22 protein-coding genes and 1 pseudogene are annotated in these 26,674 nt (G+C 40.4%); 7 read left to right on the plus strand and 16 right to left on the minus strand.

Features of this window, described 5'->3' with window-relative positions; translation table 11 throughout:
• Nucleotides 1-121 precede the first annotated feature (121 nt).
• Nucleotides 122-1,021, plus strand: a pseudogene (locus P3T48_RS11815) (MFS transporter); the annotation flags it as partial.
• A 98-nt stretch (nucleotides 1,022-1,119) separates the two neighbouring features.
• Nucleotides 1,120-1,791, plus strand: a complete 672-nt coding sequence (locus P3T48_RS11820; RefSeq protein ID WP_276506827.1) for a hypothetical protein — start codon at nucleotides 1,120-1,122, stop codon at nucleotides 1,789-1,791.
• A gap of 227 nt (nucleotides 1,792-2,018) precedes the next feature.
• On the opposite strand, the gene P3T48_RS11825 is transcribed toward P3T48_RS11820, so the two are convergent.
• Nucleotides 2,019-2,894, minus strand: a complete 876-nt coding sequence (locus P3T48_RS11825; protein ID WP_022251900.1) for a sigma-70 family RNA polymerase sigma factor — start codon at nucleotides 2,892-2,894, stop codon at nucleotides 2,019-2,021.
• A 332-nt stretch (nucleotides 2,895-3,226) separates the two neighbouring features.
• Here P3T48_RS11825 and P3T48_RS11830 point away from each other — a divergent pair, with 332 nt between their 5' ends.
• The 3 genes from P3T48_RS11830 to P3T48_RS11840 all read left to right on the plus strand — a co-directional run bounded on the left by P3T48_RS11830 (nucleotide 3,227) and on the right by P3T48_RS11840 (nucleotide 6,647).
• Nucleotides 3,227-4,741 carry a peptide MFS transporter gene (locus tag P3T48_RS11830; RefSeq protein ID WP_276506828.1) on the plus strand — a complete coding sequence of 505 codons (1,515 nt, stop codon included), beginning with the start codon at nucleotides 3,227-3,229 and terminating at the stop codon, nucleotides 4,739-4,741.
• Between the two features lie 114 nt (nucleotides 4,742-4,855).
• The gene (locus P3T48_RS11835; RefSeq protein ID WP_276506829.1) at nucleotides 4,856-5,641 is read left to right on the plus strand and encodes a hypothetical protein; all 786 of its coding nucleotides are present in this window, start codon (nucleotides 4,856-4,858) and stop codon (nucleotides 5,639-5,641) included.
• A gap of 451 nt (nucleotides 5,642-6,092) precedes the next feature.
• Nucleotides 6,093-6,647 carry a hypothetical protein gene (locus tag P3T48_RS11840; RefSeq protein ID WP_276506830.1) on the plus strand — a complete coding sequence of 185 codons (555 nt, stop codon included), beginning with the start codon at nucleotides 6,093-6,095 and terminating at the stop codon, nucleotides 6,645-6,647.
• A 463-nt stretch (nucleotides 6,648-7,110) separates the two neighbouring features.
• On the opposite strand, the gene dpp5 is transcribed toward P3T48_RS11840, so the two are convergent.
• Nucleotides 7,111-9,276, minus strand: a complete 2,166-nt coding sequence (gene dpp5 / locus P3T48_RS11845; RefSeq protein WP_276506831.1) for a dipeptidyl-peptidase Dpp5 — start codon at nucleotides 9,274-9,276, stop codon at nucleotides 7,111-7,113.
• Nucleotides 9,277-9,655: 379 nt separating this feature from the next.
• On the opposite strand from dpp5, the gene P3T48_RS11850 reads away from it, so the two are divergent.
• A complete protein-coding gene (locus P3T48_RS11850; RefSeq protein WP_276506832.1) occupies nucleotides 9,656-10,294 on the plus strand; it encodes an HU family DNA-binding protein in 639 nt (212 codons plus the stop codon).
• Nucleotides 10,295-10,301: 7 nt separating this feature from the next.
• Here P3T48_RS11850 and P3T48_RS11855 read toward each other — a convergent pair whose 3' ends face one another.
• The 10 genes from P3T48_RS11855 to P3T48_RS11900 form a co-directional block, all read right to left on the minus strand.
• Entirely contained in the window at nucleotides 10,302-12,056 is a 1,755-nt protein-coding gene (locus P3T48_RS11855) for a PD-(D/E)XK nuclease domain-containing ATP-binding protein (protein ID WP_443217195.1), read from the minus strand.
• Nucleotides 12,057-12,496: 440 nt separating this feature from the next.
• Complete coding sequence (locus P3T48_RS11860; RefSeq protein WP_276506834.1) at nucleotides 12,497-12,952, minus strand: CHAP domain-containing protein; 456 nt, start codon at nucleotides 12,950-12,952, stop codon at nucleotides 12,497-12,499.
• Nucleotides 12,953-12,987: 35 nt separating this feature from the next.
• Nucleotides 12,988-13,581, minus strand: coding sequence for a hypothetical protein (locus P3T48_RS11865; protein ID WP_276506835.1), 594 nt, complete (start codon nucleotides 13,579-13,581; stop codon nucleotides 12,988-12,990).
• A 21-nt stretch (nucleotides 13,582-13,602) separates the two neighbouring features.
• A complete protein-coding gene (locus tag P3T48_RS11870; protein ID WP_276506836.1) occupies nucleotides 13,603-14,010 on the minus strand; it encodes an exodeoxyribonuclease X C-terminal domain-containing protein in 408 nt (135 codons plus the stop codon).
• The gene (locus P3T48_RS11875; RefSeq protein ID WP_276506837.1) at nucleotides 14,003-14,662 is read right to left on the minus strand and encodes a hypothetical protein; all 660 of its coding nucleotides are present in this window, start codon (nucleotides 14,660-14,662) and stop codon (nucleotides 14,003-14,005) included. The genes P3T48_RS11870 and P3T48_RS11875 overlap by 8 nt, the downstream gene beginning before the upstream one ends.
• Before the next feature lie 10 nt (nucleotides 14,663-14,672).
• Nucleotides 14,673-15,056, minus strand: coding sequence for a hypothetical protein (locus P3T48_RS11880; RefSeq protein WP_276506838.1), 384 nt, complete (start codon nucleotides 15,054-15,056; stop codon nucleotides 14,673-14,675).
• A 37-nt stretch (nucleotides 15,057-15,093) separates the two neighbouring features.
• Entirely contained in the window at nucleotides 15,094-15,594 is a 501-nt protein-coding gene (locus tag P3T48_RS11885) for a hypothetical protein (RefSeq protein ID WP_276506839.1), read from the minus strand.
• A gap of 24 nt (nucleotides 15,595-15,618) precedes the next feature.
• Complete coding sequence (locus P3T48_RS11890) at nucleotides 15,619-16,815, minus strand: DUF3825 domain-containing protein (RefSeq protein WP_276506840.1); 1,197 nt, start codon at nucleotides 16,813-16,815, stop codon at nucleotides 15,619-15,621.
• A 626-nt stretch (nucleotides 16,816-17,441) separates the two neighbouring features.
• The gene (locus tag P3T48_RS11895; protein WP_134844423.1) at nucleotides 17,442-18,725 is read right to left on the minus strand and encodes an O-acetylhomoserine aminocarboxypropyltransferase/cysteine synthase family protein; all 1,284 of its coding nucleotides are present in this window, start codon (nucleotides 18,723-18,725) and stop codon (nucleotides 17,442-17,444) included.
• A 117-nt stretch (nucleotides 18,726-18,842) separates the two neighbouring features.
• Complete coding sequence (locus tag P3T48_RS11900) at nucleotides 18,843-19,211, minus strand: DMT family protein (protein ID WP_276506859.1); 369 nt, start codon at nucleotides 19,209-19,211, stop codon at nucleotides 18,843-18,845.
• A gap of 128 nt (nucleotides 19,212-19,339) precedes the next feature.
• Here P3T48_RS11900 and P3T48_RS11905 point away from each other — a divergent pair, with 128 nt between their 5' ends.
• Nucleotides 19,340-20,803, plus strand: a complete 1,464-nt coding sequence (locus P3T48_RS11905) for a DUF1846 domain-containing protein (protein WP_276506841.1) — start codon at nucleotides 19,340-19,342, stop codon at nucleotides 20,801-20,803.
• Nucleotides 20,804-20,975: 172 nt separating this feature from the next.
• On the opposite strand, the gene P3T48_RS11910 is transcribed toward P3T48_RS11905, so the two are convergent.
• The 4 genes from P3T48_RS11910 to P3T48_RS11925 form a co-directional block, all read right to left on the minus strand.
• Nucleotides 20,976-21,371 carry a rhodanese-like domain-containing protein gene (locus tag P3T48_RS11910; RefSeq protein WP_276506842.1) on the minus strand — a complete coding sequence of 132 codons (396 nt, stop codon included), beginning with the start codon at nucleotides 21,369-21,371 and terminating at the stop codon, nucleotides 20,976-20,978.
• A 172-nt stretch (nucleotides 21,372-21,543) separates the two neighbouring features.
• Nucleotides 21,544-23,226, minus strand: a complete 1,683-nt coding sequence (susR, locus tag P3T48_RS11915) for a SusR family glycan utilization regulator (RefSeq protein ID WP_504182842.1) — start codon at nucleotides 23,224-23,226, stop codon at nucleotides 21,544-21,546.
• Between the two features lie 311 nt (nucleotides 23,227-23,537).
• Complete coding sequence (locus tag P3T48_RS11920) at nucleotides 23,538-24,893, minus strand: DUF5121 domain-containing protein (protein ID WP_276506844.1); 1,356 nt, start codon at nucleotides 24,891-24,893, stop codon at nucleotides 23,538-23,540.
• A 43-nt stretch (nucleotides 24,894-24,936) separates the two neighbouring features.
• Complete coding sequence (locus P3T48_RS11925) at nucleotides 24,937-26,460, minus strand: endo-1,6-beta-glucanase (RefSeq protein WP_276506845.1); 1,524 nt, start codon at nucleotides 26,458-26,460, stop codon at nucleotides 24,937-24,939.
• Between the last annotated feature and the right edge of the window lie 214 nt (nucleotides 26,461-26,674).

The raw sequence follows: 26,674 nt of genomic DNA on the forward strand, positions 1-26,674 counted from the left end.
TATTCTTTACAAAGATACAAAATATTTTTGGTATAAGCAAATATAAATAGTTAATATTCAATAAGATACAACATTAATATCTATATGTTAAAAGGTAAAAAGTTTGATGCGTTTGCCCTGCATTGTGAAATGGTTTACGGGTCATGAGTTGGCTCTGGCTATGGGAGTGCAGGTGGCTACGGCTCGTTTGGGAACAGCTGCTGCCTTAGGCTTCTCCCTTCCTTTTGCCAAGGCAATGGGCGGTGTGTCTGCTTCTGTTGCTTTGGGTGCAGCTTTGCTTTGTGCCGGAGTCTTGGTCTATTTGGTTTATTGCGTGATGGACAAGAAGGAGGATGCTTCAGCTGCAGCTGTTGCTACTGAGCCAGAAGAAGGTTTCAAGTTTTCAGACTTGGGGCGTCTTTTCAAGACTACAGGTTTCTGGTATGTGGCATTCCTTTGCCTGATGTTCTATGCAGGTGTATTCCCATTCCTGAAGTTTGCTACCAAGTTGATGATTTTCAAATATGGTGTTGATGCTAATGTGGCAGGTCTGATTCCTGCGATGTTGCCATTCGGTACCATCTTCCTTACACCGTTCTTTGGTAGTATATACGATAAGTATGGCAAGGGAGCCACGCTGATGATTATCGGCAGTTGCCTCCTTACGCTGGTACACGTAGTCTTTGCCCTGCCGCTCAATTCATGGGTGCTTGCCATCGTGATGATGCTCATCCTGGGCATTGCCTTCGGATTGGTGCCTTCAGCCATGTGGCCATCCGTGCCAAAGATCATTCCAATGAAACTCTTAGGAACTGCATACGCACTTATTTTCTATATTCAGAATATCGGACTGGCTCTTATTCCAGTATGGATTGGTAAGGTGAACCAGGCAAACACGGGTGCAAATGGTGTTATCGACTATACTGAGACGATGACCATATTTGCTGGCTTTGGCGTGATTGCCATCGTCATCTCCTTCCTCCTCTTGTTGGAAGACAAGCGCAAGGGCTATGGCCTGCAGCAGCCTAATGTGAAGAAATAAATGAAGTGAAGAGTGAAGAACGAAGAGTGAAGAATTCGTTTGCTCTTTGTTCTTCCGAATCTTTGAAAGTATAATTCTAAAAAAGAAAGGAAACAACCATGAACGCTACACCAGAATCTTTAATTAAAGAGTATGCTGATCCTATAGAGCAGCAGGAGATAGACAAGTTTATCTGTGCCGAGATGGGACGCCAGATTCACCGCTATATCAAAGGTATGTCGGGCACCAAACAGGCAATGATCAAGTTCGAGGAAAAACTGGCAAGTCTTTCAGTTCCCGAGAAAGAAAAGGCTATTGCCAAGTATATAGATTTGAATCGCAAGGCGTTGGACGGTCTGGATCTCAAGATGATTTTAGTCCGTTCGGTGGCCAACTATTGTGATACATTTCAGTACATGCTTGATTTTGTCAACGACAAGCGAAAGATGGTGTTTTATTATCATCGCATCAAGGCAAAGTACATACAGTATCACGAGGTGATAGAGCAGGATGGTAAGTTCGGAATGAAAGACCACGAGGGCAATATGCTGCTTTCGCCCGTTTACGATTTCTTGCGTACCTGTTATATCTATAACGACGATCTGACGATCATGCCTGTCATAGCAGAGAAAGATGGTAAAATGGGACTCGTGATGCCTGATGGCAAGGATACGGTAGTAGCCGACTTCCTTTATGATGAGATTTGCCTACGTGACGAATATCCATACTTCGAGGCTGTGAAGGATGGTGTTTCTGGATTGATTGACAAGGATGGAAACTTCTTGACATAGTGAAGAGTAAAGAACAAAGAGTAAAGAATTCTCTTGCTTTTCTTCAATAGGGTTTGAAGACGAGAGAAAAATCAGATAAAACAAAGTTGTCATAGCAACGAAGTAAAAAAGGGCAATCAGTTGGTTCATCCCAATCTGATTGCCCTTTCTCATTCAATATTACAAACTTGCGAAAGTTGAGTTGTATATAAATAATCAACTATTGAATTCTTCACTCTTCACTTAAATTACCCAAGATATTTCATCAAGATCTTGATCTTGCCACTGTCGCGTAATTTGATGATACTTTTCTCGCGTATCTGGCGTACACGCTCACGAGTAAGATTGAATTCGCTTCCTATTTCCTCCAGACCCTTTTCGTGGCATCCAATACCATAGCAGTAGCAGAGGATCTTGCGTTCACGCTCCTTGAGAACGGTGCTGAGAACGCGCTGCAACTCCTGGCTCATAGACTCGAAATCAACATGCTTGTCTGTTCGGCTGTCATCGCCCGATGCCATTACGTCAACCATTGCATTGTCGTCATCATCACTACCGAATGGAGCATCAATACTCATATGATGGTTGTCGGCCTTGATGGTCTGGTCGATTTTGGTTTCCTCCATCTTGGTAATCTGGCTCAATTCTGTTACCGATGGCTTGCGCTGGTTCTCCTGTTCGAACTTGCTGATTTCTGCCTGGATCTTACTCAGAGCACCAACTTGGTTGAGGGGAAGGCGAACAATACGGCTCTGCTCAGCGATAGCCTGCAGAATGCTTTGACGAATCCACCATACTGCGTAGGAGATAAACTTAAAACCACGAGTCTCATCAAACTTCTCTGCAGCCTTCACCAAACCGATATTACCCTCATCAATCAAGTCGGTAAGACCCAGACCCTGATGTTGGTATTGCTTGGCAACAGATACAACAAATCGAAGATTGGCTTTTACCAATTTCTCCTTGGCACGCTCTCCCTCACGGCCTCCCTTGCGTATTTTCTGGGCAAGTTCTATCTCTTCATCGATAGAGACCATAGGTTCACGACCAATCTCTACCAGATATTTGTCGAGTGCTTCACTGGAGCGGTTGGTAATACTTTTACTGATCTTAAGTTGTCTCATAAATCTTCTTTTTACCTTGATGTTTTTGTTCTAATGATACGTAGGAAAATCGCTATTCCTTGAATTCGGGTTGCAAAGTTACAAAAAAAATACAATATAATTAGCTTTTAAAGAGAAAAAGTTTGCATAACCATGTGTTTTTTAGCTACTTTAAGAAAGATGTAGGCTCTGTTTTCCTGCTTTTTGTATGCTCAAAAGGTTGATGAACGATATAATGATGGCGCTTTTTAATGCATATTGTTTGTATATTCAAAGAAAATGTGTAACTTTGCAACCATTATGTAAAAAACTTGAATCGAAAGAATCATTATAAATAAAACTAAAAAATAATTATGTTTGAGAATCAACCAAAAGGTCTGTGGACTTTAGCTTTGGCGAATACAGGCGAGCGATTCGGTTACTATACCATGCTTGCTGTCTTCGCTTTGTTCTTGGGTGAGAACTTCGGTTTCGATGCAGGTACTGCATCTGAGATTTATACCTGGTTCCTCACTGCAGTTTATTTCTTGCCTCTTTTTGGTGGTATGGCTGCCGACAAGTGGGGGTACAACAAGATGGTGATCGTAGGTATCCTTATCATGTTCTTGGGTTATTTCTTCCTCTCTATCCCATTGGGTGGAGGAGCAGTAGCTGTTGCTGCTATGGGTGCAGCCCTGTTGCTTGTCAGTTTGGGTACAGGCTTCTTCAAGGGTAACCTGCAGGTAATGGTGGGCGACCTCTATAATGATCCTAAGTATGCCAACCAGCGTGATTCAGGTTTCTCGCTCTTCTATATGGCTATCAATATTGGCGCTTTGTTTGCTCCAACAGCGGCTACAACCATTATGTCATGGGCTCAGAACAACTTGGGTTATTCTAAGGCCGACTCTTATCACTTTGCTTTTGCTGTGGCTTGCGTGTCTGTTATCGTTTCTATCCTGATTTATTTCTTGGGTAAGAAGACTTATCAGCAAGTATTGTCAGCCGACAAGAAGAAGGATGGTAACAAGGATGAGGCTGTTGAGGAGATGAGCCCTGCCGAGACCAAGGAGCGCATCATCTGCCTCTGCCTTGTGTTTGCAGTGGTTATTTTCTTCTGGATGGCTTTCCATCAGAATGGTCTTACCTTGACATGGTTTGCCGACGAGTTTACTGCGCGTGAGGCTACTGGTGCTACTGGTATGATGTTTAATGTGCTGAATTTGGTATGGTGCATTCTTATGGTATTCGGTATCTGTGGTTTACTGACTGCTCCTAAAGATGCAACAGGCAAGAGCAAACTGGTGAATCTTGCCTTGATAGTTGTTCCTGCAGTCATTTTGGTTTATACCTATTTTACAAGCGGTGACGAGACTGTGGCTATTGATGCTCCTATCTTCCAGCAGTTCAACCCATGTTTTGTTGTGGCTCTTACTCCTGTAAGTATTGCACTCTTCGGTTGGTTGGGTCGCATAGGCAAGGAACCTAAGGCTCCTGTTAAAATAGGTTTGGGTATGCTTGTTGCAGCTGGTGCTTATCTGTTGATGACGATGTCGAGCTTAGGTCTTCCTGCTACCGATCATCCTAATCATGTGGCAAATGTAACACCTAACTTGCTTGTCAGCACATATCTCATCCTGACTTTCGCCGAGTTGTTGCTTTCACCTATCGGAATTTCTTTTGTTTCCAAGGTTGCGCCTCCAAAGTACAAGGGTATGATTATGGGTGGCTGGTTCGTGGCCACAGCTCTTGGTAACAAGTTGGTTTCTATCCCTGGTCATATGTGGGATATGCCATTGCCTGTAGTTTGGGGAACCTTGATGGTTATCTGCTTGCTCGCAGCTCTCTTCATCTTCTCAATCATCAAGAAGTTGAATCGCGTGAGCTAATATAGCTAATTTTTTCTCATGAAGACTGGTAAGTGCAAAAGCATAAGTATGAATACGTTGCTTTTGCACTTATGTTTTTAGATTCATAGAATCATAACTAAAATAATAAGAATCATGTATGTGCTTTTAAAAGCTTTAGGATTTTTGATAGTTGCAATTACTGCAATAGTTGCAATCGTTAATTTTATACGCAATATCATTAGATTATTCAAAGACGCTACTGACTTTAGGGCAGTTATATGGAATCTTGTTGTTTCTTTGTTAGGTATGATAGGAATTATATGGTGCCTATCTTTGGATTTTAACAAAGGGATACATACATTAGTAGAAAGTAAGGATGTAATATTATCATTATGTTCTGTTGGTTTTCCACCAGACATAGATGATGCAGACTTACTTTTGGGTATGTTTTTCTTGGTTTTGGTATATTGTATCTTTTATTTTAACCTTAATACTAAATATATGCGCCAACGGCAAAAAATGTTGGAGCTAAAATTAGATAAATATGAAACGCTTAAAGATAAGCAGGCGGTCAAAACTTATGAGAGTATAAAAACAGAGCAAGAAAAAATAAAAAATTCTGCAATATATCAACTTGTTTTAAGTGAAATAAAGGACAATTCTTTTAGGTTATCAGAAGAACAATGGAAAGAAATCCATGGATTGCTCAATGAGGTATATGAAGGATTTGGCAAAAATCTAAATAGTTTTTGTGAAGTTACCAATCAAGAACTTAAAATTTGTATGTTGCTAAAATTAGGTGTCTCGCCTGTTCATATTGCCAAGTTTACACATCGTACCAAGGAGGCAATATCTGCCTCAAGAAGGCGAATGTATGAGAAGACCTTCAAGAAAAAGGGAACACCTGCAGAATGGGATAATATTGTTCAATCTTTGTAAGTCATTGAAAACGAGCGGATGTACATTTGTGTACATCCGCTCGTTTTGCATTTGTACACTATTTGTACACTCTATTATTTTATCTTTTCTTTTAATTCTTATAATTTTGCAAGCAAATTTTTGAGTTAATTATAAATATCGTGGTTTAATAAAAAGTAAGTATGAAAAGAATTAAAGTATTTGTATTTTTTAGTGTTATTAATTTGTTTGTAATTTTATTTTCTTTATTACTTGGATCTTGTCAAGAAAAAACAATTGCTGAAGAAGTGAAGGTTTCTAATTAGTTTATGTCTTCATTGAAGCAAAGTATTCCTACATTGATGTCTTCAAAAATAGTAGTTGATATTTATGAAAACGAAAGAAAAGTTTATCTTTAGTAGGTAATAAAAAAGAACTTAAGGTTGTTTATATTGATTTTCCTAATGATACTCCTGAGTACTACAGAAAGGACGTGAAGGAGTTGAATACTTTGGAAGATATGTTGCGTTTGTCTCATCATACAGCAGCGGAGTTTACTTTAGAAAAGAATGAAAATGTTAGAGATTCAATTTATTTGTCAGAGACAGTTGCTAAAGAACAATTGTATCCTCTTGTTGAAAAGAGTAAAATATATCTTTTATCTAAAGGTTTTTCGGAAAAGGATATAGAGGATATGTTGAAGGAAAACAATGCTGATGAAACAGAGTTGGTTAGTTTCGTTTTAGCTCTAACAGAAAAGGAAAATAAGGAGAACTCTCAAATGGAAATAATGAGTTCTTTTTTGAATAATCCTTTGCCTTTTGTAACATCAGCTAAGGCTTATCCTACTATAAATTGGAATAAGGCGGGAAATTGTGCAATTAAAGCACTTGGCGTTGATATCTTTTATGGTTTGACTCAATCAAATTTAAAGACATGGTCGGTTGCAATGATGAAACGTGCTTTTAAAACTGTAGCAAAGAAAGTTATAGGTCCGATTGGTGTAATTATTTGTGTAGGTGAATTCTCGCATTGTTATTTTATGTAAATTTGAAATTATGTTTGGATATTTTATAGGACTGATAGGTTTCCTTTGTGTAGCCATAGTCATTATATTTTCAGTAGTTCGTTCGGCAAAAGTGTTGATTGCAACTTATCGAGAACAGAGTGATTATAGGGTGATACTATGGAATACCTTGGTAATATTGATAGGAGTCATAGGACTTAGTTGCTATTTCGTTTTTGGCATATTGACCTACTTAAAAATGTAATAGCACAGGTTATATCATTCTCTTTTTGGGGAAGTTGTTGCTACATATTCATTGTTTTTGTTTGGGTATAGAATTTCTAAGCAATAATTATTTATGGAAGCATCATTGATTATAACGAGTGATAACTTCTTTAACTACTATAACTTCCGAACATGCGAAACTTCAATTTGTAAGTAAAAAGAGGGTGTGTCATAAGTCTGTGACGCACCCTCTTTTTGCTTACATTATATTTATTATGTGTTATTTCTTCAGCCATTTGTCCAACCAGCCGAAGAAGGTACGCTGCCATAGAATTCCGTTCTGTGGTTTCAATACCCAATGATTCTCGTCTGGGAAGATGAGCAGCTCGGCAGGAATACCACGCAAACGAGCCGCATTGAAGGCTCCCATGCCTTGGTTTGCATTGATGCGATAGTCTTTCTCGCCATGAATGCAGAGGATAGGAGTGTCCCACTTGTCTACAAACTTGTGAGGGCTGTTCTCGTATGTCTTCTTGGCGTTGACAGTCCGGTCTTTGTTCCAGTAAGCATCATCGTACTCCCAGTTGGAGAACCAAACCTCCTCAGTATCAGTATACATGCTCTCCAGGTTGAAAGCTCCATCGTGAGCAAGGAAAGCCTTGAAGCGCTTGTCGTGATGACCAGCCAGATAATATACAGAGAAACCTCCGAAGCTTGCGCCTACGCAACCCAGGCGGTCTTTGTCTACATAAGGCAGGTTGGCTGTAGCATCGTCGATGGCAGAAAGATAGTCGTTCATACACTGGCCTGTCCAGTCGCCTGATACTTCCTCGTTCCATTCGCTTCCGAAACCTGGCAGACCGCGACGGTTAGGTAATACTACGACATAGCCATTGGCTGCCATGATCTGGATGTTCCAACGATAGCTCCAGAACTGGCTGACTGGACTCTGAGGTCCGCCTTCGCAGAAGAGGAGGGTAGGATACTTTTTGCTGGCATCAAAGTTGGCAGGCAACATGATCCATACCAACATCTGTTTGCCATCGGTGGTCTTCACCCAGCGCTGTTCGCACTTGCCTAAGTTCAACTGATTCAGGATGTGGTCGTTCTCACGTGTTATCTGTTCCACCTTGGTGGTCTTTGCGTTCTTGCCAGGTGTCACCATATAGATGTCGGTAGGATGGCTCATGCTTGCACGTGTGGCGAGAATCTTGTTGCCGTTATTGGCAAGCGAAACGCTTCCATAGTCAGCCCAGTCGTTGGTGATTTGTTTTACCTCACCCTTGAAGTTGGTCTGGTAAAGGTTCAATGTTCCGTGCCATACGCCTATAAAGGTAAGACTCTTGTTGTCCTTGTTCCATGTGAATCCCTCTACATTTGAGTCGAACTTCTCTGTTACATAATTCTTCTTGCCAGTGGCGAGATCGTATATGCAGAGTCGGTTGCGGTCGCTCTCGTATCCGTCTCGTGCCATGCTTTGCCATGCTATATACTTGCCGTCGGCAGAGAACTGAGGATTGGTGTCGTAGCCAGGATTGTTCTTCAAGTTTTCCGGAGCATTGACAGCCTGGTGCTTCATGCTCTTGGTAGCATCTACCTTAGGCTCCACGTAGCCGGCTTCCTTGCAAAGGTTCTTCGTCTCGCGCGTACCTATATTATATAGATAGATATCAGAGTCGGTAGAGATGGCATACTGCAATCCCTCCTTCTTGCGACAAGTATAGGCAATGGTCTTAGAGTCTGGGCTCCAAGCCAGCTGCTCGATACCACCAAATGGTGCCATAGGGCACTCGTAAGGCTCGCCCTTCAGGATGTCTTCTCCCTCATTGACGGTTCCGTCTTCAGCCACCTCAGCTACAAAAGGATGAAGGATGCTCTCCACGTAGTGGTCCCAGTGGCGATAGTTCATATCGGTAACGAGTCGGCCTGTAGCCAGGGGAAGGTCGGATGGATTTTCCTTGATGGTGCCGTGGTAGGGCAGTTCCTTGATGAGGATAACCTTCTTGCCGTCTGGTGAGAAACGGAATCCCTCGATACCGGCCTTGTCATGGGTGAGCTGTTTGCGGTCAGTTCCGTCAGGGTTCATGCTCCAGAGCTGTCCGTCGCGGATAAAGGCGATTTTCTTTCCGTCAGCAATCCATGTGGCATCACTCTCGCTCTTGGCATCAGTGGTGAGGGCCTTCTGGTTCTTTCCATTGGCGTCCATGATGAAGAGCATCTGGTGACCCTTGTTCTCCTTGACGCTGTAGTAACCTACTTGGTACACGATTTGCTTGCCGTTGGGCGAAGCCTCGGCACCACCAATTCGCCCCATGGCCCATAGAGCCTCAGGCGTCATCAGGTGGTTCTCCACCTTGATGTTGTTCTTCTCAATCATTGTTTGTGCATTAGCCATAGTGCCACTCATCGTAAGTGTGGCAGCGGCTAAGATCATTGTTTTAATCATGTCTTTTTTATGTTGTTGTTTGATTTATCCCATATATGGTAATCATAGTGCAAAAATAATGATAATTTTCCAAAGCAGCAAGAAAGTTGTGCAAAATGTACCCATGGGCGGCATTTTATCGAATGATGAGGAGCGAATGTCATATTTGCGGAGAAAAAGTAACAAACTTAGGATAAAATTTGTTTTATTCCTTAATAAATTGTATCTTTGCCTTTGTATAATCTATGTTCTTAAGTTTAGAACATAAGTTCGATAGTTTAGAACACAAGTTCCAAAGTTTAGAACATAAGTTCGATAGTTTAGAATATAACTTTATTGCGTGGTCAGAAACAATTTTAACCCATTATAATAACAAATATCAATAGAAAGGAATAAAAATATGGCTAAGTACAAGTTGCAAGAGATGCCGGACGTGCATCATGATGGTAAGCGAAGGGTGTATCCCAAGATGATAATCAACCGTACCCTGTCGCGCAAGGAGTTTGTCGAGATGATGCATGATTATCATCGGGGCACGTCGCCCAGTATGGTAGAGGCTGTGCTGATAGATGTCGAGGACATGCTGGTGAGAATGCTCTCCATGGGATATAATGTCAACTTAGGCAATCTGGGTCATTATTCGCTCTCGTTAGAGTTTAAGGACGACAAGCCTGCCGAGATGCGAGATGAGGACGACAAGATGATTTATCGAAGGGTGGGCGTGAAGGATGTCAACTATAAGGCTGCGCCCGAGTTTGTCAAGGAAGTGAAGCTTGAGACTGACCAGTATTTAGAGCGGGATATGGGTGGTGTGAAACGAGTGTTGAAAAGCAATTACACCCGTGAAGAGCGCATTGCCCGAGCCTTGCAAGTGATAGAGAAGAATGGCTTTATCAGCCTTGACGACTATGCCCAGCTCAACAATATGAGTCGTACGGTAGCCTCCACTGACCTGAAACAGATTGTCGACGACCCTCAGTCGCCCATCTGCTCGCACGGTCGTCACAGCCACAAGGTGTGGGTGAAGAGAGAGGCGTGAGCGGGAGTTACTGATTGTTGGTTACTTCTTCGCACACCACCATCTCAGTACCTCTGTAAATGACGACAATCTTGTGAAGTTGGGTGGTCTTCACGGCGGAAGTGACCACTTCGCTTTGAGCGTAGCGGTTCACTTGAACCTCGGCTTCTTTGAAAAGCTGTTGGATGTGTGCGTCAGTATCTTTCGATTTGGCGTACTTGAGTTCCACAATATAAGAGTGGGTCATGTCGCTATAGATGTCGAGCAGCGGACATAGGAAGATGTCAGCATATCCTTCCTGAGTATCTTTTTCGGAGATAGGACGATAGTACTGATTTTGGCAAGTCATGGCAAGCGTGAAGCCATGCACAAAATACTCCCCTTTCTGATGGTCTCGTTGGGAGGCGTATTTATGCAGGCTGTCGGCAATGTACTGGAAGTATGCCTTCCATTTGCCATCATAAGCAAGATTGCTTGCCAACTCATTCTTTTCGTAGCTGTCGAATGAGAGGTCGTTTTCTTTGTAGGTATCGAGCAGATAAGTAAATAGCTGCTCGCGCACAACCTCGTTTGGAATAATAAATTTGGTCTTTCCTTTGTATGTTCCGTCGATGGTGACCATTCCGAAGTAAAACAATAGGCTGACGAAATTGTCGGGATTGCCTATCAGCTCGGCAGGAAATCCCGACTTGAGTTCGCCTGTGATGTAACCTTGCTGCACCAGTTGCTGGATGATAGAGGCATCGTGGGCAAATTCCTTGTCTCTGCGGATGAGCATGCGGAGCTTGTTGTAGTCGGTACGGATGTTTTCGTCTATCATGTGGTCGGGCACCTCACAATCATTGTTCACATAATTGTCGATGAAGTAAAGCACCATGTTGGAGTTGTACATCGTCACTTTGCCGTACTTCTTGAGTGCAAAGCAATAGTTGTCGTACCATGGCTTCATGATGGTTATCAACTCATCGATGGTATGGTTGAACTCGTATTGGGTGGAGTAGTATTCGAGCATGTCACGCACTTCTTTCTCCGTGAATCCCGTCAGTTCATTGAATTGGGCACTCAGAGTGTAGTTGGTGCCGATGTTGAATCCACTGGTCAGGTCGTCTAATGTGACAGGGCTGACTCCTGTCACAAATACACGGGCGATGGTAGAATCTGTACCTGCCTTGATCGTGTCGAAGAAAGTGCGCAAGTATCCCTCGCCATGAGTCTCTTTGCGATATTTGTCCAGACAGTTGGGCTCAGCAAGAATCTTGTTGGTGAAATGGTCGTACTCGTCGATGAAGAGGAACACCTTGGCATTGGTCTTCTCGCATTCACGGCACAGAAAGTTCAGTTGCTTGACCGCACCATCCAGTTGGTTCATACCTTCTTTGATGCCTTTCGGTAAATATTGCGCATATACATCGCAGAAAAAATTAAAGGCTATGCGACAATGGTCGTCTAATCCCTTTTTATAGTCATTTAGTTCTGCATTTACTATTGCAAAGTTGAGCTTGATGACAAGATATTTGTTGTGCTCGGGTGTGGGATGTTGACCGATGTAGAGATACCCGAAGAGCTTGTCGAAGATGTTTGCTCGATTGATATCGTAGTAATGCTCAAGCATGGAGAGAGTAAGGCTCTTGCCGAATCGGCGAGGGCGGATGTAGAAGAAGAACTTGTTGGCTCTTTCAATTTTCTCCACGAATGGAGTCTTGTCGACATAATAGCAGTCATCCTCGATGACGGCTTTGAAGTTCATCATGCCGTAAGGGATGCGCTTGGGATATTTTCGAATGTTCGTTGATTGATTCTCTACCATATTTTTACACCTTTTTATATTGTTCTGCAAATATAAGGATAATTTTCCGAAAGAACAAGAAACTCTTCAAAAGATATGTTAAACATTTTACCATGTTCACTTTTCTTTCTACTTTTGTGCAAAGATATTCAAGAATACTCCCAATAATTGCTTCAGTCTTGTCGCCATTGGCTATTGTACCGAGTTTGTAGGTAACCACTTCGTAGGTTCCGTTCCTGTCCAAGGCTCCCCTCATTTACCAATTTTAGCGGAGCTTGAAAAATACCATAAAGTTCGATTACAGGTATATAATTGTTTGAAGATACCATTAAGTATTTGATGTTGTGGTAATCAAAAGAATCGGCATTACTTCTTCCACATGCAAAGTGTCTATTCCTTTGCTTGTGAAGTTTCCCACTATAGTATCTTCTTCATCATTATTTAAACACATTTCGATAGACAATGTATTTCACACCTTTATAGTCCTCATCAATGTAGATGCTTTTCTGTTTGTAGTCAGATACCCAATGCTTTCCATTCCAAATGGCAATGTGACCTAAGGGATGCTTCCATGTCATAGGGAAGACTACAATGTCACCTTTCTCAGGAATGTAGTGCGTATAATCTTCCACATAGTCGAAATCCGAGATATACAAGTAGTACTTATACGCCCAAGCTGGTACAAGAATCATATCCTTGCCTCCAGCATTCAATGCTCCCAAAACGTGCCAAGCTGCCCTCCCATGACTTTCTTCAAGTGCATGGGAGGTAATGTACTCACATGCAGGTTCGACATTGAGGCATGTGATTGAGTTCCAAATGAGGTTCAAGAGAATAGCTATAGCAAGGAAACAATATGCTATTCGCTTGATGGTTTTTCGTGACTTCTTCATGGGCTGCTTTTGTTTTCGGTTTTCGCAAAACTACATTATAGTTCGTCATTAGCTGGTTTTATATTTTTCTGTGAATACGATAATGCCGTACCAATCATTATTTTCTTTGTCACTGTCTCGTATCTGTAGCAAGAAACCACTGCTCTGACGTTATTCCTTCCGAAATAAAGAGTTTGTTCATAAGTTGTTGTATCCTTTGGTTGAACTGATGTTGGTAAATACTTATTCTCTATTGCATTCTTTATATTGTTGTAGTCTTGAATAGATTCTGCTTTATCAAGACTGCAATTACTAAAAGAAACTGCTTGTAGTACATCACCTTTTCTGTATATATCTAACATTTCCCATGAAAGCCCACCAAATGTAAAATATTGGCTTTCGCGAAAACTAAAATGCAATGATTCATCAGTACTATATTCTTTGATAAAATAGAATCCATGTTTTTCTAAAGAATTAACTATTTGTTCTACACTTGTTGGAGTTCCCAACTTCAAATCATAGAAGGAATTCTGTACCTTTTCGTTCCAAACGGTATCCAACTCTTCGGTGTTAGAAGCAGTCTTATTACTACTACAAGAGCAAAGACAAACTCCTAACAACACACCAAAAAATAAAACTAACTTATTCATAATTACATTTAATAAAAAAGTTTAATCAATATTCCAATAGGCACTCGGATCTCCATCAAAGATAGTGTCTATATCATCATCAGAGTAACCCATTTCATCTTGCGCATAAGAACCTCCATACCGTTCATAAGTAGCTGGTTCTTCTTCCCATTCCTGCCAATCAGAATCGTCTACATAATCGGAAGTGTCTTGAAATTCATAATCCATTCCAACATGTTGCATAACTGTGTCTGTTATTGCAAAATTTGGAAATAATAACTTTATTTGTTCTAACGCTTGCAGACTCATTCCGAAATTGTCGATATTATTTACACACCATATTAAATAAGTTGGGTCATCGGCCATGACATCACACAGAAGCTGATTTCTATGTTTGCCAAAGCCGAATGTATCACCTATATCAGAAAAATAACGATTAGAGCTATTCATCTTTTTTATTTGTATCTTCTGTTTTGTAAATATCCTCAGGGTCGAACAACGAATAACAAGGAAGTCCTGTTATGCTATTCGTATATGCGCACAAACACAAATAACGATTACTTATAACCGTATAACGACCAAAAGTCCTTGACAACACAAATTCTTCTGGTGATAGATTGTAGACAAGAAGACCGTCCTCATTAACACTTAGCCTATTAGGGGTATAATAAGGAGAAGTCTTCACCTGTCTAAGCAGATCTCCCGTTGTATATTCTAAGACTTTCTTTCTCTTGTCTTCAGGATAATCATCTCTTTCTACATTATGATAATAGCCAATAAAGCCTTTATTACCAAACGGAGTAAATAGTTTCCTTTGAATCAAACATTCCTCTCCCTCTTCTGCTAATCGAATCTTCTTCATAACAGGGTAAGTCATTTCAAACATAGGGAATTTTATTCGATATGGAGTAAAGATAACTTCACTATTTATATTTATTTGAGGTTTGTAAAAGTCAAGTGTGTCTAACTCATTGTAAGGAATAAAACCTATAAGAGTCATTGCTTGTTTGAAAGTAATGGAATAGACATTAACTTCTGTATCCATTTCTCCATTTTGTTGAAGAAGGCTGGCAATACTATTATTTGAAAGCAATTTGTCCATGTGTTTAATTTTATTGTATATCTATAAATTGTCCATGAAATTCTACTATTCTGAGAGGTGTCAACATGGCAAATCTAATGCAAGTCATATTGTTGAAAATGTTACATACCAAGGGCTCGTTTGGATCATTCCAACTGAACGAGTCTGGGATGCGCCCGTATTGTATTCTATCTTCCAATACATCTCCATTCTGAATGCCAAAGATAGGAAGTCCAAATCTTGTGTTGAGATTAGCAGGAACTTCGTCCAATAATCCCATACCAATAGTAGAGTCATCTAATACTTTAGCAACGATAGTTGTGTTCACGGCACCTTTATTGGTGCATACTCCATTAGAGTACTCTTCAAAGCGATTGGCTTTGAAAATAAAGTTCTTCTTATAAATAGAATTCATAAAGCTATTAAGTTTATCAATTATTTAACTTGTTTCTTTATCCAAAATATTCTGAAGCTGGAACTATTGATGGTTGAATCCCAACAGGTGTTCTGTGGTAAATTGTTATAAACAAGTCCCCAAGAAAGGACATCTTTGCAACGTTCAATGCATCGGTTACTACATTCTCGATGTGATAAGAACCTGTAATAGCATATTGAACTTTTGCAACAGCTGAAGCCATCATCATAAGGTCTGAATCAATAACTCTCCCAAATTTTGCAACATGAATACTTATCATCTTTTTTAATGTGTCAATCTTAGAAAGCCCATCAGTAAGACAATCATAAGCTTGCTGAATTTTTTCTAAATAGAAATCTATATCAGTCGCATTTTGCCACATCTGTTTTAATGAAACAACATAGTTGTCATAAACGACACAACGGTCTCCATCTGGGGACACCACAGTTTCTGCATCAATCAGTTTCAAACGTCCTTCTAAAGGTATACAAATTTGTACCTTTTCATTACTGATAAATTTATATGAGACTTGTTCCATATTTATTACTTTTTTGCTTATATTTTATTTCATATTGATGGTTTCTGCTATTAACCAATCACTTGATGGCTTGGTTATAAGTCTTGCATTGCTATATGCCATGTCCAAAGTGAATATTGTAACGGCTCTATATCTATGAGCAGGTGTCTTTGTCATAACTAACGCCAAAGAGATTTCCTCAGGTTCGTTCATATTTAAAGAAAGTGGTAGTATTAAATGCACTTTGTCATCTGTAGGGTAATAAACTGGTATTGCAGTTTTGTAATTCCATTCTACACGTAACTTTGCTCTTTCTACTGCCATATTCATAATACCAGAAATGACTGACAAACGCATTGGATCTTTTTCTAAGAACATTTTCAAATCTGATAGGTATGCTTCTTTTTCCTCATTAGATAAGTTTTCAGTATCTTTAATGCCAAAAGCACCAGAGCAGATTTGCTCAATTAAGGCATATGGAAGTCTGGCAATATTTTCTAAAACGATATGATTCCAATTTACATCTACAGGTAATGTGTAATCATACATAACATCATCGTAGCTATTTATATAGGATGCCCTTTGTGGCAAAACTGAGAAATTATTTGTCAATATTCGGCTTGCTATATCGCTACTTCCTGCAACACAAAATCCAACAAAATACCACGGTTGCTTATTGGGAATCTTATTCTTGTCAAAAACAGCGTAAATAGGTCTATAGAACTTGTCAACAAGTCCTGTGTTAAATGCTGCATAATCATTCGAAAATAAGATTTTATCTTCACGGTGCAACTTTACAAAAGTCCATTTTAAATATTTTGCCAAAATCGGTTTGGGATAATTCTTATTTTCTGTTTTATAAGACCATCTTTCTGGAATAGCCAAACAACTTAAAGTTTCAATCGAGGCTTTCTGATTGATGTTAGCCCATTTTGTCAAATGTAGTATGTCTTTTTTCTCCTTATTGTTATTGTTCTTCATTTGGTCAACTTTTCTTTCCAGATGTTGTCTAACCTTAACTAATGGTAAATTTGTTTTGTTGTCTATAGATACTTCAAATTCTTGATTAAGGTCTTCAAAATATGCCTTAACCTTATAGCCATTAGCCTTAAGATTGATATTGTTTGCACTCAATAAGGCACCGATATGTGCCATCTCTGCCCACCCATCTTCCCGCAAGTTTGCCGAGATAAGTTCTTTTATCTTTTCTATTGTATCTGGATCTTTTAGAATATCATTCATTTTATAGAAATCTTGAACATCCCAGCACTTCGGATGAACCTCTAATTAAACGTGAAGCGTGGTACTGACTATGCCACGTTCTGAGATGGAGGTCCTAGGAAAACCTTTTAGCACGAATGTGTAATAGCAGCCCACGCTATGCGTGAGAACCACTATGCTATCCATTGTGCTAAAGATGCAAATTTCCTAGGTTTCCATCATCACAAGATAAGCATAACGCTTCTTATCATTTCTAATATGTCTGGAGATGGTTTTCACCAAGTCCGCTACAAAATTACAAAAAGTTTTCAAAACACAATATTTTTCACAAAGAAATTATATGTTTTCGCTAAAGATTTTGTAATATTGTACTAAAAGGATATTATTGCAAGGAAAATAATGTTGCTATGTTTAGTGACGGTAAAAACAACCGGTACGATTTGAGTGAAAAATGTACCATATCAATATATGCGGCTCAAATATTACTATTTTTTTCACCATCTCTTGGCAGACTGTTGGTGTTTTTACAGATAAAGTTTTGTATGGTTAGGTAAAAAAGGTGTATCAAAAGTCTTTTGGCTGTTGATACACCTTTATTTAATAAATGATAAAGACCTCTATTTTTACGGTCGAGGGCTATCCTTATATTATATCTTGTCTAAAGCCTGCTTGATATCATCCAGAATATCCTCGACATCCTCGATACCTACTGAGAGACGGATCAAGTCTGGAGCTACACCAGCTTCTTTCAACTGCTCATCTGTCAATTGGCGGTGGGTATGACTGGCTGGATGGAGTACGCAGGTGCGGGCATCCGCTACGTGGGTCACGATGTTGATCATATCGAGCGAATCCATGAACTTGATAGCTGTTTCACGGTCACCCTTCAAACCAAAGGCGATGACACCGCAGGTACCATTTGGCATGTATTTCTGAGCAAGTTCGTAATAGGTATCGTCTTTCAGTCCACTGTAATGAACCCAAGCTACGCGAGGGTCGTTGTGCAGAAATTCTGCCACCTTTTGAGCATTCTCACAGTGCTGGCGCATACGCAGATGCAGACTCTGCAAACCCAGGTTGAGGATGAATGAGTTCATTGGGGCAGGGATACTACCGAGATCGCGCATCAGTTGGGCTACAAGTTTAGTGGTATAACCCATCTTGCCAAATGCCTTCACGTATGTCAAACCGTGATAGCTGTCATCTGGTGTACAAAGACCAGGGAACTTTTCTGCATTCGCCATCCAGTCGAAGTTACCACTATCTACTACTACACCACCCACCTGAGATGCAGTTCCATCCATATACTTGGTGGTAGAATGAGTTACGATGTCAGCTCCCCATTCAAAAGGACGGCAATTGATAGGAGTGGCAAAAGTGTTGTCAACAATCAGCGGAACACCATTTTTGTGGGCGATGCGGGCAAACTTCTCGATATCAAGAACGGCACATCCAGGGTTGCTGATGGTTTCGCCGAAGACAACCTTGGTGTTAGGACGGAATGCTTTCTGGATTTCTTCCTCGCTATCGTTAGGATTGACGAATGTACATTCTATGCCGAGTTTCTTGAGTGTTACACCGAAGAGATTGAAGGTGCCACCATAAATCTCATTGGAAGTCACGATATGGTCGCCAGCTTCGCAGATATTGAAAACGGCATAGAAGTTGGCAGCCTGACCACTACTTGTTAGCACAGCTCCCACGCCACCTTCAAGCTGTGCTATTTTCTGCGCTACAGCATCATTGGTAGGGTTCTGGAGACGGGTATAGAAATATCCTTCTTTCTTAAGATCGAAGAGCATAGCCATCTCTTCAGAATTGTCATACTTAAATGTTGTACTCTGAATGATAGGCACTTCAATAGGCTCACCATTCTTTGGCTGATAGCCTCCCTGTACACAGATGGAAGCTGTACGTAATTTCTTTTCCATTGTCGGTTATATTTTTAATGTTGTATTTCTATATTTACATTCCTCAATGAAGCTCATTATCCTCTTTGCATTCCTTTAATAGATATCTTGTAGCACCTTGATAATCTGTTGTTTATTCTATTTCATGAATACAAAATAAACTGCAGCGATGAGGCAGATAAATGCAGCAGCATGATTCCAGTGCAGACCTTGTCCCTGAAAGAGGATATTAGCGATGATTGCAAAGATGATGAGAGAAACGCATTCCTGTATGACCTTGAGCTGTACGAGGTTGAAAGGACCTCCGTTATCTACAAAACCGATACGGTTGGCGGGTACCTGACAGCAATATTCAAAGAAGGCTATGGCCCAACTGAAGACGATAACTCCAATGAGTGGCCAATGGCTACTTATACCTGTCTGCTGAAGTTTGAGATGCCCATACCATGCCAGCGTCATGAATATGTTGCTCAATACCAATAGAAGAATTGTATAAATTCCGTTCATCATTCTTGTTGTTTTTTACTTTTTTGTGTGCAAAGGTACAATTTTTTTTTGATATTTCGATAGTTTTTTGTACTTTTGCACTCGATTTGTTCAATCAATAGAGAATTAGTTATATCAGTAAAAAGAATATGAAGATAGGATTCGATAACGAGAAGTATCTGAAGATTCAATCCGAGCATATCAAGGATAGAATCTCACAGTTTGACGGAAAGCTCTATCTGGAATTAGGAGGAAAGCTTTTCGATGACCATCATGCAAGTCGCGTATTGCCTGGTTTCCAGCCAGATAGTAAGCTCCGTATGTTTCAGAAAATCAGCGATAGCATTGAAATTGTTATCGTGATTAGTGCTGCAGACATTGAGAAGAATAAAAAGCGTGCCGACTTGGGTATCACTTATGATGAGGATGTTCTCCGTCTTCGTGGCGAGTTCCAAAACCGTGGCTTTATGGTGGGTTCTGTTGTGATTACTCATTACAACGGTCAGCCTGCTGCTACAGCTTTCAAGCAGCGCTTGGAACGTGATGGTATCAAAACCTACTGTCATTATCTCATCGAGGGCTATCCTCATGATGTCAACCTGATTGCTTCTGATGACGGTTTCGGAAAGAATGATTATGTAGAAACTGAGCGCCCTCTGGTTATCGTGACAGCTCCTGGTCCTGGTAGTGGCAAAATGGCTGTTTGCCTCAGCCAGTTGTATAATGAGAACAAGCGTGGTGTGCGTGCAGGATATGCCAAGTTTGAGACTTTCCCAGTTTGGAATCTTCCATTGAAGCATCCGGTGAATATTGCATACGAGGCAGCTACTGCCGATCTCAATGATGTCAACATGATCGACCCTTTCCATCTGGAGGCATATAATAAGATTGCTATCAACTATAATCGTGATGTTGAGATTTATCCTGTACTCAATGCTCTCTTCGAGGGTATCTATGGTTCTAATCCATACAAGTCTCCTACGGATATGGGTGTGAATATGGTAGGTTTCTGTATTTCTGATGATGAGGCTTGCTGCGAGGCTTCGAAGGATGAAATCGTTCGTCGCTATTATGCTGCTACCAACAAGTTGGCTCTGGGTGCTTGTAATGAGGAAGAAATTGCCAAGATACAGATGCTTTTCAATCAGGCTAAGATTTCTACAGATTACCGTAAGGTGACTGTTGCTGCTAAGAATCATAAGAAGGAGACGGGACATACTTCGTCGGCTATTGAGTTGGAGGATGGCACCATCATCTGCGGTCATAGTAGTGAGCTGTTAGGTTGTAGTGCCGCCTTGTTGTTGAATGTCATGAAACATTTGGCTGGTATTGATCACAATCTGAAACTGATTCCTCAGTCTATGATTGAGCCTATTCAGCATACGAAGATCAGTTATCTCGGCGGTCGCAATCCTCGTCTTCATACAGATGAGGTTCTTGTAGCCCTCTCTGTTCTCTCTGAGAATGATGAGAATTGCCGAAAAGCTTTGGAGCAGTTGCCTAAACTTCGTGGATGTCAGGCTCACTGCACTGTGATGTTGAGTGATGTAGACCAGCGTATCTTTAAGAAACTCGGTGTCAATATCACTTGCGAGCCCGTACTGAAGAAATAGCACTTAACAAAGTAAAGATAAAAAAGCCTGAGAAATATGCTTGCATGATGCTTGACATTTTCTCAGGCTTTTTCGTTATAGAATAGTAGGCGCCTATTGAAGTCTTTGTGGAATTTAATAGAAGTAGTTATCTCACATTATATAACGTGTTAATTCCATTTTTTGAGGAAACTTATTCCTTAGTTGTAGGCATTCCTAACTTTTTCCAGTTGAGTATTCCACCCTCCATATCAAATACTTTTAAGCCCTGCTTCTGCATTTTCATACAGGCATGATGGCTGCGCTTGCCGCTTCGGCAGTATACATAATAGGTGTGCGACTTGTCGAGCAATTTGATTCCAGCATCGAAGACCGATGTATTGAGGAAGTCGAGTTGCTGGGCTCCAGCCAAATGCTCTTCTTTGTATTCTTCGGGTGTGCGTACATCGAGAATAATGGATGTTGTATCGGCTTTAGCCTGTTTGATAAAGGCTTGTGGAACCAATGTGTCAATACTGTTCGATTGTGCAGAGCAGTCTGTAGTTCCAAAACTGATGGCTGTCAATAATGATAATAATATTTTCTTCATTTCTTATTCTGTTTTATTTATATTCTGTTTTTGATGTATGTGGTCTGTGAGTGCAGTAGCATACCTTTTCGGGAGTAAACTATGAAATATTATTGCTTTTTGGGAATTCCATAAGAACAAGTAACATGAAGATATAATTTGAAATCAATCTCTATTCATGCTCGATTTCCTTCTATTCCTCTGGCTCTTGATGTTTCATCAGCGTTCCTAATTCTCTGACTTTTTTCTCAAACTCATTTCTGTCATTGATTGCGCCATTGCGTAGTTTTGCCCTATAATTATATATGGTGTTGACTGCATAGTGTAGGAATTCTGCAATCTTTGTACTATCGTCGATGCCCAGACGAATGAGTGCAAATACTCTTACTATGGCTGAGAGTTTGTTAGGGGAGGATAGATGAATTTGGTATTCTTCCTTCAGCAGTCCATTCAAATCCTCCACGAAGTTGGGGAAGAGGTTTAGGAATACCTTGTCGAAATTGGCGTATAGTTCTTCAAGTTCTTGCTCCTTGACCTCTGAACTCTTAGTCATAGAGTAGAGTTCGTTGTACTGTTTGTTTTTTAGCATCTTATTGACATTGAGGCGCATTTTGTCCAGTTTATCGATGTAGTGTGAACAAGCCCCCAGGAACTGGCCTATATATTCTTCCTTAACCCCATTCGACTCATTGAGTTTGTCGTTGGATGCTTTTAGCATACCATTGGTGGAAGATAGTTTGTTGTTGAGTTCTTCTAATTGAGTATTGGTTTTCTTCAGTTCGTTTCTTGCTTTCGACAGATACGATTTCTGCTTGTTGACATAGAATGTCAATAAAGCCAATGCAATGACCAAAAGACTCACACATATAATGGCAAAGATGAGACGATGGTTGGCCTTTTTGAGTTCTGCCTGATAGTTGTGGTCTATGGTGCCAAGCACTGGAGATATCTGCCAACTGCGTATGCGAGTACAGAATCTCTTGTTGGCGTTCCACGAAAAGTTGATGTATTTGTATGAGCGTTCCACATCTTTTTCCTTGCTGAGTATCTCTGCAAGAATCCAGAGTGAAGCTTGGTCGTTGATGGCACATTTTACATCACATATAGCAGATTGTAGTAGCCAGTATTTTACCATGTCCTCGTCTTTCAGCGAGCGGTATATTAAGTAGCGATAGTAGGCCACAATTCCATATTCGTGACTTCCTTTCTTGCACTTGCTTAATCGGATGTCGTTAATTTTAAGAGCTTCTTTCAACTTATTCTGGCTGGTTAGCAAGACCTCCTTTCTCATGAGGTAATCCTCGCTGTTAGGGGATAATATTGAAAATAATGTATCACGACAACAGTTTTGTTTTCTGTAGAATTCTTGACTTAGGTCAGTGTCAATGTGTATATTTGAAAAGCCCAGTTCGCCATAGACGTGATAAAAGGCTATGTAATAGTCTTTCTTGTTAGAGTTATTCAAAGTTTTTTTATCGATACTTTGTAGAACATGAAGTGCCTCCGTGAAAGCTCCTGATGTTGAATATTGTAAAGCAAGTAAGCTTCTCAACTTGGTAATGTCGCTCTTCATGTTGTTTCTTTTTGCCAAGTCGATGGCTTGGTGAATATAATAAATAGAAGAGTCGCTTTGGTATGCTTTGTATTCTTCGTATAGTTTGTAATATGCGGTTAGGAGTTGTTGGGGTGTATGTCCTTGCCGGCTCTGTTTTTTGATTTTAGTGATGCGGCTTTCTTTTTGGTTGATATAGTATTGTGATTGTTTGATAGCCTGATCAAGTTGCTCGTATAAGTCTTTTATGTTTTTATTCTGAGCAAAACTTGAAGTTAGTGCAGAGAAGCACAATATATATACCAAAGATAGTATCTTTTTCATTATGTTTTGTTTGTTGTAAGATTAAAATAGATTTAAATTAAGCCAGTTCTACTGCGTAAGCGAACATTCAAATGCAAAGATAAGTTTTTTAGTGGATAATGCCAAATGTTTGGCATGTTTTTTCTTTTTATAATTCAACTTCCGTACATGTGAAACTTCAGTAAATGACATCTACGTGATAAGTTCATTACGAAAAAGGCTGTCCCAATCACTTGGAACAGCCTTCAACCAATCAAAATACATATATTATTCAGTACTAAACCTAAATCTACTTTTAATTTCTTTTAGATGGGTTTACAAGTCACGTTTTTTTATTTCTTTTCTACTTTGAGAACTGCCTTGTCTACACCGGCAGTCAAGTCAACTGTAAATACGTATGTCTCGCCATCCTTCAGTTCTACTCCATCTTTCAGATAAACATTGCCGTCGTCGTTACCGTTACCGTCACCGATGCCGAATACCTCGCTCTCAGTTGAGATGAGATGGCTGTTATCCTTACCCTTGAACTCAATACCCCAGTTGGCCTGACCAAAGAATTTGAAGTTTATGTCTGTAGCTCTGAGTTGCTTGCCTATGGTGAGTGTAACCTGATATACCTTATCCTTGATAGGAGTGAGACAGACATCAGAATCGGTGCCAGTCCACCAACCATGATTTACAGCGTCCCAAGTAGGTTTGTTGATTCCTTCGTTTCCTATTATCCAAATAGCGCCAGTACCATCAGCGTTCAATGCCATAGGCTCGTTTCCATTCATTGTCCAGATGCGGAAAGACTTATGAGTGAAGTCAGCCTGTACGGTGTATCTGCCTGTGATGGCCTTGAAGGTGTAGGTACCATCTTCTTCTTTTTGGAACCAATCATTGTCGTAGAACCAATCGTCTGGTAAATTGTTGCCATTGATAGTAAGATTACAGGTAGCACCTTGTTTAATATCTCCCACCCAAGTCTTACCTGCATCAGAATCGGCAAAATCGAGCATGGTGATAGGTAAAACATCTGTAGGTCCTGCAGTATAGTTCTTGGCATCGAAAGTAACGACTACATGATCAGTATTCTCTGACGAGAAGTTGAAGTTGTTGGTTTCGCCCAAATTGATGTCCTTTCCTGTACTTGAACCAAACACGAACTTGCCATCCTTGGTAGCGAAATATCCCTTAAAGGTCTTTTTGGTGTTGGGAAGAACAGTCTGATACATGAAATTGCCAACTTCGGTCATGTCATACTTGGTTCCGTCAGCACAGACAAATTGCAAGTTTGTAAAGTGAGGACGCTTGATGTCGAATGATAACGTCTCAGTATTTGCCTTTGTCGACACATTTTGCAAAGTGAGTTGTATATCAACCTTGCCATCAGGAATGCTCTGAACGTAAGGTACTTTGAGCTTGACAAGATATTCACCCGGCTCCTTGGTACGGATAGTTGTTGCGTCTACACTCTGACCGCTGAAAAGCAAGTTGGCTTTCAAGGTAGAGAGAGCTACGCCCGCCTCATCCTTACAGTTTACTTTCACTTCTACCTCTTCGCCCATCCATACTGCTGTAGTAGGAGCGCTATAGCTCATCACTGGATTTCCAGTAGGTGTTGGAGCATTGTAGTCGTCTTCACTGCAAGCTGCCATTAGTGGTAGAGCGAGCAATGCTATGATATAATATTTGATATGTTTCATAATGGTTGTATCTATTGTTGATTAATTACTAAAATGACATTCATTATTTATTCCATTTGCACGAAATAACACCATTAGCAGGTACATTGCATGTAAAGTTATGGATGCCATCGCTTAGATTGATAGATTTTGTCTCATCTCCCTCGTTGATGATAACAGCAGCAAGGCTTCCGTCTGGATTCAAAAATTCTGCATGAGTTATCTTGCTGTCATTAATGGTACGTGAAGTAGTACCGATACGAACAGCACCAGGGGCCACCACGCTTGCCATGTGGTTGATGATGTAATAATGAGAATTATAGCTCAACTGTTTGTACCCATTCTGATTGATGTCGATGGCGCCATAGCAAGTTTGGCATCCACCATCAAGATTGGGACCCATTTTGTTGTCGAGCATCAAGTTCCAAACGAGTACGGCCTTGCAGTTTTGATTGACAGTAGCGAGTGCTACATTCTTCATATCTGCCATCAGACGTTTGCTTAAGTCGCGTCCATTATTCCATGTACCTATACTTGTTTCTGAGAAGATAAGTTCCTTGTCGGGGCGTTGGTTATGGATATCTGTCAATTCACTGTTGTTGCCACCATAGTCATGATATGCAGCTCCAACAACCAACTCGGAACCTTCAAAATTGTCACCGATAGCATTGTAGAGTTTAATAGGATAATCTTCTTGGTCTGCTATTTTGTCGTAATTGTAATTATGGTCGTAGACATATATCTTGGTTGTAAGACCACTTCTCTTGAACTCGGTAGCCAAAGCCTTTACGAAAGGAGCTTCTTCCTGCCATGGCATATATAGAGAAGCGCAGTTGGCCTTGTTCAATGGTTCATTTTGAGGACTTACAGCATAGATATTGATACCCTTTTCTTTCATTACCTTGATGAACTTCACAAAATACTTGGCGTAGGTCTCACGGTAATCAGGGTTGAGGTGTCCGTCAGTCCAGGAGTCCTTTGGAGTCTTGGTATTGATGTCAGCAACCTTCATCCATTTAGGACAAGTCCATGGTGCTGCTATGATTTTTAAACTTGGGTTGATAGACAAGATTTCCTTTAATATAGGAATCACATAGTTGTTCTCATCGCTATAAAGTTCGAAATTACTGATAGGATCGTTCTCGCTTCCCTTTTTATCGCAATAAGTATATTCAGTACTTGAGAAATCGTTGCAGCCTAATGAGATGCGAGCGTAACTAACGCCATATCCCTCTGTAGTGGAGTAAATGCGCTTTAAGAGAGCCAGGCGAGCCTCAGGATTCATCTTCATGAGATTGTAGCAAGAAGAGTAGGTGATGGCATATCCGAAACCATCGATAGTCTGGAATTTCTTATTTTTGTCTATTTCGATGGTTGTTGGCGCCATAGATACACCATCAAAAAGTTTGGCTTCTCCCTCTGCCAAGGAATATGTGCCATCGGCTGTTGTGGTAAAAGTCTTGGCAGTTCCTTGTGTAGGTATAGGGTTGGGAGCTTCGCTTGGAGTCTCAAAATCAATAGAATCTGAGAATGAATTACTATTGCTGCATGCTGTCACAGAAAATGCTGTGGCGCAGATAAACATCATAATTTTATGGTTATGGTATTTCATATGAATAGTTTTTTTTTATTGAAGTTTCGCATGTACGGAAGTTATAGTAGTTAAAGAAGTTATCACTCCCTTCGGTCGTTAGAAGTTATAGCCAATAGCCTTTTTTGTTGTATATTTAGTTATAAAGCATATGGCTTTAACTTCTCTAACTTCTTTAAATTCTTTAACTTCCCCTTTTGCGAAAGTTGAG

It is taken from the genome of Segatella intestinalis, from assembly GCF_029348455.1.
GTDB lineage: Bacteria > Bacteroidota > Bacteroidia > Bacteroidales > Bacteroidaceae > Prevotella.

Bases quoted from the DNA above. Each gene is read 5' to 3' on its own strand.
- P3T48_RS11820 (WP_276506827.1), top strand. From the start codon at position 1,120: ATGAACGCTACACCAGAATCTTTAATTAAAGAGTATGCTGATCCTATA.
- P3T48_RS11825 (WP_022251900.1), bottom strand. From the start codon at position 2,894: ATGAGACAACTTAAGATCAGTAAAAGTATTACCAACCGCTCCAGTGAA.
- P3T48_RS11830 (WP_276506828.1), top strand. From the start codon at position 3,227: ATGTTTGAGAATCAACCAAAAGGTCTGTGGACTTTAGCTTTGGCGAAT.
- P3T48_RS11835 (WP_276506829.1), top strand. From the start codon at position 4,856: ATGTATGTGCTTTTAAAAGCTTTAGGATTTTTGATAGTTGCAATTACT.
- dpp5 (WP_276506831.1), bottom strand. From the start codon at position 9,276: ATGATTAAAACAATGATCTTAGCCGCTGCCACACTTACGATGAGTGGC.
- P3T48_RS11850 (WP_276506832.1), top strand. From the start codon at position 9,656: ATGGCTAAGTACAAGTTGCAAGAGATGCCGGACGTGCATCATGATGGT.
- P3T48_RS11860 (WP_276506834.1), bottom strand. From the start codon at position 12,952: ATGAAGAAGTCACGAAAAACCATCAAGCGAATAGCATATTGTTTCCTT.
- P3T48_RS11865 (WP_276506835.1), bottom strand. From the start codon at position 13,581: ATGAATAAGTTAGTTTTATTTTTTGGTGTGTTGTTAGGAGTTTGTCTT.
- P3T48_RS11870 (WP_276506836.1), bottom strand. From the start codon at position 14,010: ATGAATAGCTCTAATCGTTATTTTTCTGATATAGGTGATACATTCGGC.
- P3T48_RS11875 (WP_276506837.1), bottom strand. From the start codon at position 14,662: ATGGACAAATTGCTTTCAAATAATAGTATTGCCAGCCTTCTTCAACAA.
- P3T48_RS11880 (WP_276506838.1), bottom strand. From the start codon at position 15,056: ATGAATTCTATTTATAAGAAGAACTTTATTTTCAAAGCCAATCGCTTT.
- P3T48_RS11885 (WP_276506839.1), bottom strand. From the start codon at position 15,594: ATGGAACAAGTCTCATATAAATTTATCAGTAATGAAAAGGTACAAATT.
- P3T48_RS11890 (WP_276506840.1), bottom strand. From the start codon at position 16,815: ATGAATGATATTCTAAAAGATCCAGATACAATAGAAAAGATAAAAGAA.
- P3T48_RS11895 (WP_134844423.1), bottom strand. From the start codon at position 18,725: ATGGAAAAGAAATTACGTACAGCTTCCATCTGTGTACAGGGAGGCTAT.
- P3T48_RS11900 (WP_276506859.1), bottom strand. From the start codon at position 19,211: ATGAACGGAATTTATACAATTCTTCTATTGGTATTGAGCAACATATTC.
- P3T48_RS11905 (WP_276506841.1), top strand. From the start codon at position 19,340: ATGAAGATAGGATTCGATAACGAGAAGTATCTGAAGATTCAATCCGAG.
- P3T48_RS11910 (WP_276506842.1), bottom strand. From the start codon at position 21,371: ATGAAGAAAATATTATTATCATTATTGACAGCCATCAGTTTTGGAACT.
- susR (WP_504182842.1), bottom strand. From the start codon at position 23,226: ATGAAAAAGATACTATCTTTGGTATATATATTGTGCTTCTCTGCACTA.
- P3T48_RS11920 (WP_276506844.1), bottom strand. From the start codon at position 24,893: ATGAAACATATCAAATATTATATCATAGCATTGCTCGCTCTACCACTA.
- P3T48_RS11925 (WP_276506845.1), bottom strand. From the start codon at position 26,460: ATGATGTTTATCTGCGCCACAGCATTTTCTGTGACAGCATGCAGCAAT.